This window comes from Dokdonella immobilis (genome assembly GCF_900115085.1).
GTDB classification, from domain to species: Bacteria; Pseudomonadota; Gammaproteobacteria; order Xanthomonadales; family Rhodanobacteraceae; genus Dokdonella; species Dokdonella immobilis.
This window is the reverse complement of the sequence record NZ_FOVF01000020.1, coordinates 1-12,558: the sequence shown is the minus strand read 5'-3', so window position 1 is coordinate 12,558 and position 12,558 is coordinate 1. Positions and strand designations below refer to the sequence as shown.

At 66.8% G+C, this 12,558-nt stretch carries 11 protein-coding genes; 4 read left to right on the top strand and 7 right to left on the bottom strand.

The features are described 5' to 3' along the window. Positions 1–28 precede the first annotated feature (28 nt). On the bottom strand, positions 29–664 hold the full coding sequence (locus BM125_RS13220; RefSeq protein ID WP_139224999.1) for a DUF5666 domain-containing protein: 636 nt from the start codon (positions 662–664) through the stop codon (positions 29–31). Between the two features lie 395 nt (positions 665–1,059). Here BM125_RS13220 and BM125_RS13210 point away from each other — a divergent pair, with 395 nt between their 5' ends. After that, a complete protein-coding gene (locus tag BM125_RS13210; protein ID WP_092408738.1) occupies positions 1,060–2,367 on the top strand; it encodes an acetamidase/formamidase family protein in 1,308 nt (435 codons plus the stop codon). 286 nt (positions 2,368–2,653) lie between these two features. Here BM125_RS13210 and BM125_RS13205 read toward each other — a convergent pair whose 3' ends face one another. Both BM125_RS13205 and BM125_RS13200 read right to left on the bottom strand, forming a co-directional pair. Further along, a complete protein-coding gene (locus BM125_RS13205) occupies positions 2,654–3,397 on the bottom strand; it encodes a sulfotransferase-like domain-containing protein (protein WP_092408736.1) in 744 nt (247 codons plus the stop codon). Beyond that, positions 3,394–4,332, bottom strand: coding sequence for an aminotransferase class IV (locus tag BM125_RS13200; RefSeq protein ID WP_092408734.1), 939 nt, complete (start codon positions 4,330–4,332; stop codon positions 3,394–3,396). Before BM125_RS13200 ends, BM125_RS13205 begins: the two co-directional genes overlap by 4 nt. A gap of 138 nt (positions 4,333–4,470) precedes the next feature. Between BM125_RS13200 and BM125_RS13195 the strand changes: the two genes are divergently transcribed. The 3 genes from BM125_RS13195 to BM125_RS13185 all read left to right on the top strand — a co-directional run bounded on the left by BM125_RS13195 (position 4,471) and on the right by BM125_RS13185 (position 7,412). Next, complete coding sequence (locus BM125_RS13195; protein ID WP_092408732.1) at positions 4,471–5,376, top strand: ATP-grasp domain-containing protein; 906 nt, start codon at positions 4,471–4,473, stop codon at positions 5,374–5,376. A gap of 289 nt (positions 5,377–5,665) precedes the next feature. Then, a complete protein-coding gene (locus BM125_RS13190; protein WP_092408730.1) occupies positions 5,666–6,412 on the top strand; it encodes an electron transfer flavoprotein subunit beta/FixA family protein in 747 nt (248 codons plus the stop codon). Positions 6,413–6,467: 55 nt separating this feature from the next. Then, the gene (locus tag BM125_RS13185; RefSeq protein ID WP_092408728.1) at positions 6,468–7,412 is read left to right on the top strand and encodes an electron transfer flavoprotein subunit alpha/FixB family protein; all 945 of its coding nucleotides are present in this window, start codon (positions 6,468–6,470) and stop codon (positions 7,410–7,412) included. Positions 7,413–7,536: 124 nt separating this feature from the next. On the opposite strand, the gene BM125_RS13180 is transcribed toward BM125_RS13185, so the two are convergent. The 4 genes from BM125_RS13180 to BM125_RS13165 all read right to left on the bottom strand — a co-directional run bounded on the left by BM125_RS13180 (position 7,537) and on the right by BM125_RS13165 (position 12,387). After that, positions 7,537–8,733, bottom strand: coding sequence for a M48 family metallopeptidase (locus BM125_RS13180; RefSeq protein ID WP_092408726.1), 1,197 nt, complete (start codon positions 8,731–8,733; stop codon positions 7,537–7,539). Further along, a complete protein-coding gene (locus tag BM125_RS13175; RefSeq protein WP_092408724.1) occupies positions 8,730–9,851 on the bottom strand; it encodes a YjgN family protein in 1,122 nt (373 codons plus the stop codon). Before BM125_RS13175 ends, BM125_RS13180 begins: the two co-directional genes overlap by 4 nt. Before the next feature lie 76 nt (positions 9,852–9,927). After that, entirely contained in the window at positions 9,928–11,511 is a 1,584-nt protein-coding gene (locus tag BM125_RS13170) for a GMC family oxidoreductase (protein ID WP_092408722.1), read from the bottom strand. 75 nt (positions 11,512–11,586) lie between these two features. Next, entirely contained in the window at positions 11,587–12,387 is an 801-nt protein-coding gene (locus BM125_RS13165) for an MOSC domain-containing protein (RefSeq protein WP_092408720.1), read from the bottom strand. Positions 12,388–12,558 lie beyond the last annotated feature (171 nt).

The window sequence follows — 12,558 nt, the reverse complement described above, 5'->3', positions numbered from 1 at the left end:
CTGAAACGCGAAGCGCTGTGTGCAATGATCAGCTACCGACCATCGGCGACAGCGTGATGATCGTGCTGGCCATCAGCTCGCGACCGCTGAAGAAGTCGTGGTCGAGCGTTCCGGCAACGCTGACCCGTTGACCCTTCTCGATTTTCTGGAAGCCCTTGTCATCCATCGGGTTGTAGGCCATCCCCGAGGTATCAACGGTGATCTTGGTCGGGCCGGCATCAACCGTGAATTCACGTCCGTCAACGCTGGTCACCTTGCCGGCCACCACGGTCTTCGAGACCGCTAGCGGAGTAGAGATCGAGACCAGCATCGGATCCTCGTCATCGACCGCATTGGCATAGAAGTTCGTGCCAAGACTCTCGACGTAGACGCTGGATGCCTCGATCGTTGTCCTTTCAAACAGGTCATCGTCGATGGCGCCAGAGACCGAAACCTTGTCGCCCTTGACCAGCTTGTAGCCGCCTTCCCTGCCACCCGGACTGTCCATTTCGACCGTGATCATGCCGTCGCCGTAGTCGAGCATGAAGCGGTCGGGGCTGACGCTTTCGACCGTTCCGCTGAGGGTGATCCAGCTGTTGTTGGGCTTGCTGTATGGATCCTTGGCCATGGCCGGAATGGCGAGCATCGATGTTACAGCGAGTGAAAGTAGTGTTTTCGTATACATGATTGCCTCCATTGTTGCTGTGAATCAATCACGTCCTGTGATACCAGCTCATACTGGTGCGGATAGCGTAGCGGGCGGTGACTTAGCCCGGGATTAATCCGGCGACGTATAGTTTTTATATATTCAGCAGCGAATGCGCTTTAAAGCGACGCGCCGGAACGGATTGTCGATGCCGGTCCCGGCGGAAAGCGACTGAGAACCGCGGCCTTCGAGTTCGTCGGCGAGGAATACGCTGCGTTGATCCGGCGACCATTCGGAGAGCGCGGCATCCCGCTCTTCCAGCAGCAGGCATCGCGCAAGCGCGGCCCCTGGCAAGGCATCCGCAAGCGAACACGCCTTGCGACCATCGCAGACGCTCGGGCATCCATTTGGCTTTCGGACGTGACGAGACTGACATGACCTTATCGCAGTGGGCCGTGATCGCGCTTCTGGCCTGGGCTCACGCGGCGGAGGCCGGCGACCGCGAGACCTGGGTGATCGCGGTCGATCTCTGGGGCAACCGCAGCTACGAGACCCTCGAACTCGAGCGTGACGCGGCCACGCTCGCAGGCACCCTCGACGGCGCGCCGCTCGAGGGCAAGAGCGCGGGTCGCGCCTTGCACTTCAGCGTCGCCACTCGCGGGGGTCCACGCAGGGCCTTCGACGCGGAAACGCTGGCTGACACGATGCGCGGCAAGGTGACTTCCACGCCCGCTGCCGATGCGCGGCACGGCAGCGTCCACGCATTCACTGGCTGGAGGGTCCCGCCCCGGCCGGACGGTCCTCCGCGCCGCCACGAATATGTGCCGACTGATTACTCGAACACCTTCTCGGCGGACCGCAGACCCGTGCTGGTTGTCTGGCCCGGCGACACGGTGATGACCACGACCGTCGACTCCGGCGGCGTCGATGAACATGGCGACACCCGCGCCCTGTATGGCAATCCGCAAACCGGGCCATTCTTCGTCGGATCGGCGATTCCCGGCGACACCCTGATCGTCCACATCACGCGCCTGGAGCCGAATCGCGACAGCGCCGACAGCCTGGATGGCTTCGTCGGCCGCGCGCTGAATACCTCGCTGGCCGTGCAGGCCACGGAGTTGGGCAAGCTGGTTCGCTGGACGCTGGACCGGACATCGGCTACAGCGCGACCGGCATCGCCCAGCCCGGGTCTGCGCGATTTCTCGGTACCGCTGCGACCCATGCTCGGCGGGCTCGGGGTCGCGCCCCCTTTCGGCTTCCCGCCACTGTCGACCGGCGACACGGGCCGATTCGGCGGCAACATGGACTTCAACGAGATCACCGAGGGCAGCACGGTCTATCTGCCGGTGCGGCAGCCGGGCGCCCTGCTCTATCTCGGCGATGCCCATGCACTTCAGGGCGACGGCGAGACCTCGCAGTTTGCCCTCGAGACCTCGATGCGCGTCGAATTCCGGGTGGACGTCGTGCACGGGCGGGCGCCTTCGACGCCGCGGATCGAGACCGCCACGCACTTCGCCGCGCTCGGTCAGGCCGGCTCACTCGAGGATGCCTTGCGCGGGGCGACGTCAGGATTGATCGAATGGTTGCAGGAGGAATACCACCTCGAGCTTTCCGAGTGCGCGCAGGTCATCGGCACCTCGGTCGAATATCGCGTCGCCACCCTCGCCGGGCGCAATGTCGGCATTGCCGCGCGCCTCGAGAAATCGAGATTGTCAGGCTTGCATCGCATCGCGCGCCGTTGAGATCGGTGCCGATCGAATGCGCCGCGCCTGGCGGCATGCGGCCCCGCTTCGACGACCGGATCGACCGGCCTGACGGCACCGCTCCAGCGATCGACCGATTGCCTGCGCAGTGCGTCGATGTCGCACTTGCGCGCCGCTCGGCGTGCCGACCGAGACGATGACGTCAGCGTTCGAGATCGATAGCGAAACGCCCGGATCCGGACTCGACAGCGCGCTCGGCGTGACCTCCGATGCCGTCGCCGTCGCGCATCCGACCGTATCGTGGGGCACCCGCCATCGGTCGCGATCAGACGCGCAACCGGTGGTTGCGCAGTTTTTCGTAGAGCGGTCGACACGCATCGGCGACGCGCGCGGCCTCGCCTGAAAGGTCGACCTCACGCACCTGCGGCGGTTCGAAGCCGGTCGAATTCCAGACTGCCGCATACCAGTGCGGCGCCCAGATCCCGTCGCTGGCGCGCGGACCGGCCGGCCAGTGCAGCATCGCGGCGGTCCACGGAAGACCGAAATGCGCGCACAGGGCGCGCAGTTGCGCTTCGGGGTCGTGCAGGAATTCATCGGCGTCGATCACCGGTGGCGCTTCGCCGAAGCGGTCGCAGACCTCGTCGAACAGGCGCACCTCCTGCGGCAGTCCGATGTCGTCCTCGGAAACGGTGTCACGCGAACGCAAATAGGAGGCGACGACCTCGGCCGGGTCGCGGATCAGGAACGCGTGGCGGACGCCGCGCATCCAGTCATGGCCGATCTGCGGCAGCATGTGATGGCACATGTGCTTCTGGTACCAGAGCGGGCGTCCGTCCGGAACCGGCCCGGTCATGGCTTCGGCGACCTTGCGCCAGTCGGTCTCGCCAGCGGCGATGATTTCTTCGCGCATCGGATGCTCGAGGCCGCTCTCGGCGAGATAGTGCGCGTAGAACGGCTCGTCGCTGACCGCGCAGTCGCCGCGGTTTTCCCAGGCCCGCATCATCGCCGTGGACAGGTTGCGCGGGCCCGACCACATGGCGATGCGCACGGGGCCGTAAGCGCCGCTCATGCGGACAGGCTTCGCGCCTTGCGCGCCGCGATGTCGCGCGCCACGTGCGCCTTGTACAGGGACTGGATGCGCTCGACCATCGGTCCGCGCCGGCCGTCGCCGACCACGCGGCCGTCGATCTCGCGGACCGGCACGACGCCGGCGAAGGTGCCGGTGACGAAGGCTTCGTCGGCGCCGTAGACGTCGGTCAGGCTGAAGGTCTTTTCGAAAGCGGCGATACCGGCCTCGCGGCAGACCGCCAGCACGTTCGAGCGGGTGATGCCGCCGAGGCAGTATTGGCCGGTCGACGTCCAGACCTCGCCCTTGCGCGCGATGAAGAAGTGGGTCGAATTGCAGGTCGCGACGAAACCGTGCGGGTCGAGCATCAGGCCCTCGTCGGCACCGGCCGTGTAGGCCTGGATGCAGGCCGTGATGCAGTTGAGCTTGCTGTGGCTGTTGAGCTTGGGATCCTGCACGTCGGGGTAGCCGCGGCGAACGTGCACGGTGAAGAGCTTGAGGCCACGCTCGGCCGTTTCCGGCAGCGGATTCTTGTATTCGGGGATGATCACGATCGTGGCCGGGCCGATGACCACGCGCGGGTCCTGGTACGGCGTGCGCTTGAGGCCGCGCGTGACCATAAGGCGCACATGCACGCCATCGTGCATTTGATTGGCGGCCAGGGTCCGGTAGATCGCGCCGGTCAGGGCTTCGCGATCGAGGCCGATGTCCATCGCAATCGCCTTCGCGCCTTCGTAGAGTCGATCGAGATGGGCATCGAGAAAGGCCGGATGGCCGTCGACGATGCGCAGGCCCTCCCAGACCCCGTCACCGAGCACGAAACCGGAATCGAAGACCGAGACGGTGGCCTCCTCCCTGCGCTTCATCGCGCCGTTGATGTAGATCAGGATGTCGCGATTGCGCGGATCGTCGGCGTAATCGTGGCTGCCATGGCTCATGCTGGGACGTCCTCGCGGGGGGCGTGGCGAGCATACGCCATGCAGCCGTCGGCATTCACGCGCACGCGCCGGGCAGCGCGGCTTGAGGCCGGCCCGGGCACAGGGCAGGATGGCGGCCCCCGCTCCGGAGTCACGCAGATGCCGCACATCGCCCTGGTCACCGCCGCCGTCGCGCGCGCTTCCGACGAAGATCTCGCTCCGCTGCAGGACGCCCTGCTGGCGCTGGATGCCGAGGTATCGATCGTCGACTGGGACGACGCCTCGGTCGACTGGTCGCGCTTCGATGCGGCGGTGCTGCGCTCGTGCTGGGACTACACCGAACGCATCGTCGAATTCCTGATCTGGGCCGAACGCGTAGGCCGGCTGACCCGGCTGCTCAATCCGTTCGAGGTGGTGCGCTGGAACACCGACAAGCACTACCTCAGCGAACTCGCCGAGGCCGGCGTGGCGATCGTGCCGAGCCGCTTCGTCGAACCGGGCGACGACGCGGCGCGCGTGCTGCAATCGTTCCTCGACAACCATGTCGATGCTGCCGAGATCGTGGTCAAGCCGGCCATCGGCGCCGGCTCGCGCGATACCCAGCGGCATGATCGAGCGCGCATCGACACGGCCCTGACGCACATGCAGCGCCTGCTCGACGGCAAGCGCAGCGTGCTGCTGCAGCCGTATCTCGACCGGGTCGACGTGGTCGGCGAGTCTGCGCTGATCCACTTCGACGGAGTATTCAGTCACGCCATCCGCAAGGGTCCTCTGCTCCGCCCGGGCGAGGGCCCGACCAGCGAACTGTTCGCGCCCGAACAGATCGAGGGCCGCGACGCCGATGCCGGCGAACGAGCGCTGGCCCGGCGGATCCTCGATGCGCTGCCGTTCGCTGCCAGCCTGGCCTATGCGCGCATCGACCTGATCCGATCCAGCGAAGGCCAGCCGCTGCTGCTCGAACTCGAGCTGACCGAGCCGTCCCTGTTCTTCGCCCATGCCAGCGGTGCGGCGGCCCGGTTCGCACGCTGCCTGCTCGAGCGCTGCCGGTCCTCAGCGGCAGGCTGAGCGCCTGCGACGGCGGCGGGCTGTTCAGTGCGTGATCAATCCGACCCTCGCACCAGCAACCACGCGGAGTGGAGGGTGCCCATGCACGAGTTGTCCACAGGGCTGTCCACGCCGACTGTGGATAACCGCCAGCGAAAGGTCCGCTCCGGCCCGATCCGGCGTGCCTGTGCCGCGCCGGAGGCTTGCACGGGCACGCCATCCGGGACGAATTGCCACACAGTTTCATACCCGGCAGATGCCCTACGTTACAATCGCGGGGTTCTGTTTCCCGTGAAGGAATCCCGCAACGATGAAAATCCTGGTCGGTTACAAGCGCGTCGTCGACTACAACGTGCGCATCCAGGTCAAGCCTGACGGTTCCGGCGTGGTCACCGACGGCGTCAAGCTCTCGGCCAACCCGTTCGATGACATCGCCCTCGAGGAGGCCCTGCGCCTGCGCGAGAAAGGCGTCGCCAGCGAGGTCGTCGTCGCCACGATCGGCCCGGCCAATGCGCAGGCCCACATCCGCAACGGCCTGGCCATGGGCGCCAACCGCGCCATCCATGTGGTCACCGAGGAGGCGATCCAGCCGCTGACCGCGGCGCGCGCCCTGCTCAAGCTGATCGAGAAGGAACAGCCCGACATCGTCCTGCTCGGGAAGCAGGCCATCGACGATGACTGCAACCAGACCGGGCAGATGCTGGCCGCGCTCTGGGACCGCCCGCAGGCGACGTTTGCCTCGAAGGTCGAGATCAATGGCCGGACCGCGCGGGTCACGCGCGAAGTCGATGCCGGCCTCGAGACGATCGAGGTCGACCTGCCGGCCGTGATCACCTCGGACCTGCGCCTCAACGAACCGCGCTTCATCAAGTTGCCGGACATCATGAAGGCCAAGTCCAAGCCACTCGAGACGATCGCCTTCGCCGATCTCGGCGTCGAATCGGGCGATCACCTGAAGACCACGAAACACGAGCCGCCGGCCAAGCGCAGCAAGGGCGTCATGGTCAAGGACGTGGCCGAACTGGTCGCCGCACTGAAGGCCAAGGGCCTGGTCTGACGTTGCGGCCGCGCCTGGCGCGGCCCCCACCCGAACGAAGCCTCAAGGAACACCCATGTCGAAGATCCTGATCGTCGCCGAACACCTGGACGGCAAGCTCAACTCCAGCACCGCACGCTGCGTCAGCGCGGCGCTCGCCATCAAGCCCGAAGCCATCGAAGTGCTCGTGCTGGCCGCCGATGCCGCCAGTGTCGCCGCCGAAGCCGCGCAGATCGAGGGCGTCGGCAAGGTCCTGACCGTAAATCGCGCCGAGAACGCGCACGCGCTGGCCGCGGTGCTGGCGCCGCAGATCGCCGCCGTTGCCGGCAAGGGCTACAGCCACGTGTTCGCGCCGTCGACGACCTTCGGCAAGGACCTGATGCCGCGCGTCGCCGCCCTGCTCGGCGTGGCCCAGGTTTCCGATGTCATGAGCGTCGAGTCGGCGCACGTCTTCAAGCGCCCGATCTACGCCGGCAACGCGATCGTCACGGTCGAGGCACCGGCTTCCAGCATCGTCGCCGCGACCATCCGCACGGCCTCGTGGCCGGCCGCGGCGAACGGGTCGTCGAATGCGTCCGTCGAAGCCGCCGGCGTCGAGGTCGGCCTGCCTTCGCACACGCGCTTCGTCGAGCTGGCCCAGGGCAAGAGCGACCGCCCGGATCTGCAGGGCGCGAGCAAGGTCATCTCGGGTGGGCGCGCCCTCGCCTCGTCGGAAAACTTCGAGATCATCTACAAGCTCGCCGACAAGATCGGCGCCGCGGTCGGCGCCTCGCGTGCCGCGGTCGACGCCGGTTACGTACCGAGCGACCTGCAGGTTGGCCAGACCGGCAAGATCATCGCGCCCGAGCTGTATGTCGCGATCGGCATCTCCGGTGCGATCCAGCACCTGACCGGCATCAAGGACGCCGGTACGATCGTCGCCATCAACAAGGATGCCGAGGCGCCGATCTTCGAGATCGCCGACATCGGCCTGGTCGGCGACCTGTTCAAGATCGTGCCGGAGCTCGAAGCCGCGCTTTGAGCCACTCGCTGGCGACGCGCGCATCATGCGTGCATCGCCCTGCGGAAATGCCGGCCGCGTCGATCATCGATCCGGCCGGGCGATCAGCCGGTACCCGGCCGGAGATCCGAGGTTCCGTGCGCAGTCACGAACCGTCGTCGGCTGCGGCCGGCTCGTCTTCGTATTCCTCCGCCTCGTCCGGGTCGATGCAGGCGTCGTCCGCGCAGGCATCCTCGTCCGGGCAGAGACCCTCGGCGGCGCACGGGTCGTAGCCCGGCGTTTCCCGCAGCAGTTCGGGATGGGCCGCGATGAAGGTCGCGCCGGAGGCCTCGGCCGCGGCAATGCGATCGGCACTGCGCGGATGGCTCGACAGATAGGCGACGCCGGCATCGTCGTCGCCATCGCTGTCGTAGTGCGCATCGAGCCTGCGCATGGCCGAGGCGAACCAGGCCGGCGAAATCCGCTGCGCCGCCAGGGTGTCGAAGGCGAAGCGATCAGCCTCCTGCTCGAAACCCCGCGAATAGTGGCTCTGCAACAGGAAGGTCGGCACGGCCACGACGATCGTGCTGGCCGAACTGACATCACCGGTGAACAGCGCGGCGATCACCAGCACGAATGAACTGCGCAGGGTTTGCCGCAGCGCATGCCGATGCTGCTGATGCCCGATCTCGTGGGCGACCACGGCGTCGAACTCGCGGTCGTCGCCGAGCAGGTCGACCAGCTGGTCGGTGACGACGACGATGCCGCCGGGGACGGCCAGTGCATTCGGACCGACTCCTTCGGCATTCCTGAACACCACGCGATAGCCCGTGGCATCCGACAGTCCGGCGACGAGCCGGTCGAAGCGGCCGCCCAGTTCAGCCTGGCGCGTGCCATCGAGCTTGCTCGCGTCGAAGCCGAGGTAGCGGTCGAGCTGGCCGAGCACCTGGTCGCCGAGACTTGCCTCGACCGCCTTCGGCACCTCGGCGGCGATGCGGTCGGACAGCCATGGCACGCCCCAGACGAAGGTCGCCAGGCCGATGACCAGGCAGACCACGATCGAAGCGGCGACCGCCTGGGCATGCCGCTCGAAGCGATCGACCAGGCGTTGCAGGCGATCGTGTCCGGGGAACCACTGGTCGAGCCGGTCGTCATGGCTGGCCATCAGGCGCGCGCCATCGGCCAGCTCGATCGTACGCAGCGTACGTGCGAGCCGTGGCGTCAGGCGCAAGGTGGCGGCGGCCTCCTCGCGATCGACGCCGACGCCGACGATGCGGATGCGGCCGCCGTCGAGACGCCTGACCTCGACTTCGTGCAGGCGGCTGCTCTGGCCATCGAAGTAGTGGGCACGGAATGCGTTCACAGGCCGATGTCGATGTCGAACAGACCATCCACCTCCGCAGCCGTGGCATCGACCTCGGCGCCGCGTTCGGCGCGCATGCCGTTGAAATCATCGAACGCGAACACGCTCAGGCATTCGGCCCGGTAGCGGGCCAGGCGTACCTTGGCCCAGGGAATGAGCAGGCCGGCGCTGGCCAGGATCGCGATCGTGTTGCTGAAGTAGATCCAGAGCAGGCGTCGGCCCTTGAGCGTCGAACGGAATCGCCGGCCATCGAGTTCGACATGGTTGTAGGTCAGGTTGGCGATCGCCGCGGCGAGAAAGGCGAGGACGATGAAATAGCCCGAATACATCAGGATCGGCAGACCAAGCATGAGCCAGGCCGGTGGCGCCCCCCTGCTTTCACCGCCCACGGCGACGCCGGCCATGATGATGCCGATCATGAGGAAGCTCATCAGGAACATCCAGGCACTGATCACGCCCCAGGCGATCAGGTAGGGCGGATAGAACTGGCCGGGGCGGAGCAGGAAGCGGAACCAGCTGCCGCCGAAGCGGTGGTTCTCGACCATGAATTGCTTCTGCTTGCCCTTGATCCACGGATACAGGATGCCGAGCGTCAGGATCAGGGGAATGCCGAGCACGAGGAAGCGGATATAGGCCTCGCCATAGTCGGGAACGAAGCGGAAGTTGAGGCCACGCCACGATGAATAGCGGGCGCGGAACGCGGTGCCGCGCACGATCAGCCAGGGCGTCAGCACGGCGATCAGCAGGGCCAGGCCGAGCTGCAGGCCGATGCTGTACTGGCCGGCGATCACGTAGGCCGCGAACAGGGTCACCGCGATGATGCGGCCCTTGAGGATCGGCAGGGGCCTGGCCAGGTACTCGAACGGCACGCCGGCCAGGCGCGTGTTGCCGTAGAAGTAGCGTTCGCTGCGCACCTTGGCCCAGGCCGAGAAAAGACCCAGGCTGAGGATGCTCAGGGCCAGGTTGACGATCCAGATGCGGAAATACTCGGCCGCGGAGCCGTCGAACAGGAAGGGATACTCGACCGCTTGCGGAGGACGTGGCGGCCGGATCGAGGGAACCGGAGGCAGCGGTGGTTGCGGCAGCGGCGGCAGCGCCGCGATGACGTCCTCGTGCATGTGGATTCCCTGCCTGTCTCCCCGGACCGGCCGCAGTTTACGCGAACCGACGGCTTGGCCGGGCGCCGGAGCGGACTCAGGCCCTGCCGAGGATCAGGTCGGCGGCGCGCTCGGCGATCATGATCGTCGGCGCGTTGGTGTTACCGCTCGGCAGGTCGGGCATGACCGAGGCATCGACCACGCGCAGCCCGTGCAGGCCGTGCACGCGCAGTTCGCTGTCGACCACGGCTTCGTCGTCGCAGCCCATGCGGCAGGTGCCGACCGGGTGGTAGACCGTTTCCGCCTTGCGCCGGACGAAGGCCTCGATGCCACGCTCGTCGTCGATGTCCGCGCCAGGATGGATCTCGGCGCCGCGGTAGGGATCGAAGGGCGACTGGGCAAAGATGCGACGTGAGATGCGGACGGCTTCGACCAGCATTCTGAGGTCGTGGCCCGCGCTGTCGCCGAGGTAGTTGGCGTGGATCGCGATCGGCTCGCGCGCATTCGCCGACTTCAGGCGCAACTCGCCGCGCGACTTCGGATGCAGCATGCAGGCGTGCAATGTGTAGCCGTAGCCGTCGAGACGATTGCGCCCGTGGTCGTCGAGCAGGGCCGGCACGAAATGGAACTGCATGTCGCAGCGTTCGTCCTCGGCGTGGCGCGAGCGCAGGAAACCGCCGGCCTCGGCGATGTTCGAGGTACCGACGCCGCTGCGCCGGAACAGGAATTCGAGGGCGACCGCGACGTCGTTGGTCTTGTCGTAGGTGACCGGCTGCGTGCAGCGCGACAGCGTGCAGACATCGAGATGGTCCTGCAGGTTGCGGCCCACGCCGGGCAGCGCGTGGCGCAGCGGGACGCCGATCTCGCGCAGGTGGTCGGCCGGGCCGACACCCGACAGCATCAGCAATTGCGGCGAGTTCAGCGCTCCACCGGCAAGGATCACTTCTCCGGCTTCGGCGCGCTTGAGGCGCCCGTGATGGCGGTAGTCGACGCCGATCGCGCGCATGCCCGAGAACAGCACGTGCTGGACCTCGGCATGCGTGCGGATGGTCAGGTTGGGCCGTCCGCGCGCCTCGCGCAGGAACGAGGCCGCGGTCGAGCAGCGCGCACCGTTCTTCTGGGTGACCTGGTAGAAGCCGAAGCCCTGCTGTTGCTCGCCATTGAAATCGGCATTGCGCGAAAATCCGGCCGCCGTGGCGGATTCGACGAAGATCTCCGACAAGGGATTGCGATGGTGCAGGTCGGACACGGCGAGCGGACCGTCCGCGCCATGCAGGGCATCGGCGCCGCGGGTGTTGCCTTCGGAACGCCTGAAATAACCGAGCACGTTGTCCCAGCCCCAGCGCGCATCGCCGGTCTTCGCCGCCCAGCCGTCGTAGTCGCCACGCACGCCGCGGATGTAGCACATCGCATTGATCGAGCTCGAGCCGCCGAGCACCTTGCCGCGCGGCCACCACAGCCTGCGCCCGTCGAGATGCGGTTCGGGCTCGGTGCTGTAGTTCCAGTTGTGGCGCGGACTCGCGGCCAGCTTGGCGATGCCGGCCGGCATGTGGATGAACGGGTGCCAGTCGCGACCGCCGGCTTCGAGCAGCAGCACGCGCCGGGCCGGATCCGCGCTGAGCCGGTCGGCGAGCACGCAACCAGCGGAACCGGCGCCGACTATCACATGGTCGTAGGTCATCTGGCGTTGCACGACTGCAAGGAAGACCCCGACCCTAAACGGCGCGAATAGAGCACATGCTCCAACCGGCGCGCATCAGGCGAGAACTTCGATGGCATCGCCGAGGCAGACACTGCCGCTGCCGCGCGGGATGAGGTTCTGCCCGAAGGTGACGCCGAGCGGCGAACGGCGGTAGCCGGTCAGCGTGCGCAAGGGCTCTCCGCCCGGGTCGAACTCGCCACGCAGTGGATCGACCGTGGTCAGCACGCAGCGGCTGCAGGGCTTGACCACATCGAACACGATCTCGCCGATGCGGATCGAGCGCCAGCCATCTTCGGCATGTGCCGGCACGCCGGCGACCACGAGGTTCGGGCGAAAACGGCTCATCGGCACCGGCGTGGCCAGTTTTTCGTTGAGCGCATCGAGCGCGGCCGCCGAGATCAGCAGCAGCGGAAAGCCGTCGGCGAAGCTGACCTCGTCGCCGCTGCGCGACCAGGCCGGGTCGACCGGCCGAGATGCTTGCGCGTCCATGTGCACGAAGCGCGCGGCGAAGCCGAGATAGCGGCTGATCCAGGCGTCGGCCTGGGCATCGGCGACGAGCGCATCGACGCGGTCGCGCCAGACCGTCGCACCAAGGCGCGGCATTTCGCCGGTGGCAGCGAGGCGGAGCCTCGACATGTCAGGGGCATCGAGGACGAGATCCGGACCATCGAACCGGGCGCGGATCAGGACCAGTCGTGGGTGCTTGCGCGCCGTGACGAAGCGCCCTTCGGCGTCGACGACCATCCAGCGCCGGTCGCCGACCAGGCCACGAGCCTCGACCACGGCCTGCTCCGGTTCCAGCGCCGCGGCGGACTTCAACGGGTAGATGCGAATGCTCGCGAGCGTCGGCTGCATCGGGCCATTATGCCGCTGCGCCGGCTTGCTGTATCGACATGCTAGTCTTCAGCGCTTCGCTAGGTGTTGCGATTCCATAGGTTGTTCATCCGGCTGTGGTGATGGAAGCTGAGGTTGTCGAGACTTCAGTACCAACATCAGGGAGCCGGATGAACATCCACAAGAATGCCC

What these genes read in the sequence shown, in the direction of transcription:
- BM125_RS13170 (WP_092408722.1), bottom strand. Translation starts at nt 11,511, where the DNA reads ATGACCTACGACCATGTGATAGTCGGCGCCGGTTCCGCTGGTTGCGTG.
- BM125_RS13210 (WP_092408738.1), top strand. Translation starts at nt 1,060, where the DNA reads ATGACCTTATCGCAGTGGGCCGTGATCGCGCTTCTGGCCTGGGCTCAC.
- BM125_RS13200 (WP_092408734.1), bottom strand. Translation starts at nt 4,332, where the DNA reads ATGAGCCATGGCAGCCACGATTACGCCGACGATCCGCGCAATCGCGAC.
- BM125_RS13185 (WP_092408728.1), top strand. Translation starts at nt 6,468, where the DNA reads ATGTCGAAGATCCTGATCGTCGCCGAACACCTGGACGGCAAGCTCAAC.
- BM125_RS13175 (WP_092408724.1), bottom strand. Translation starts at nt 9,851, where the DNA reads ATGCACGAGGACGTCATCGCGGCGCTGCCGCCGCTGCCGCAACCACCG.
- BM125_RS13165 (WP_092408720.1), bottom strand. Translation starts at nt 12,387, where the DNA reads ATGCAGCCGACGCTCGCGAGCATTCGCATCTACCCGTTGAAGTCCGCC.
- BM125_RS13205 (WP_092408736.1), bottom strand. Translation starts at nt 3,397, where the DNA reads ATGAGCGGCGCTTACGGCCCCGTGCGCATCGCCATGTGGTCGGGCCCG.
- BM125_RS13195 (WP_092408732.1), top strand. Translation starts at nt 4,471, where the DNA reads ATGCCGCACATCGCCCTGGTCACCGCCGCCGTCGCGCGCGCTTCCGAC.
- BM125_RS13220 (WP_139224999.1), bottom strand. Translation starts at nt 664, where the DNA reads ATGTATACGAAAACACTACTTTCACTCGCTGTAACATCGATGCTCGCC.
- BM125_RS13190 (WP_092408730.1), top strand. Translation starts at nt 5,666, where the DNA reads ATGAAAATCCTGGTCGGTTACAAGCGCGTCGTCGACTACAACGTGCGC.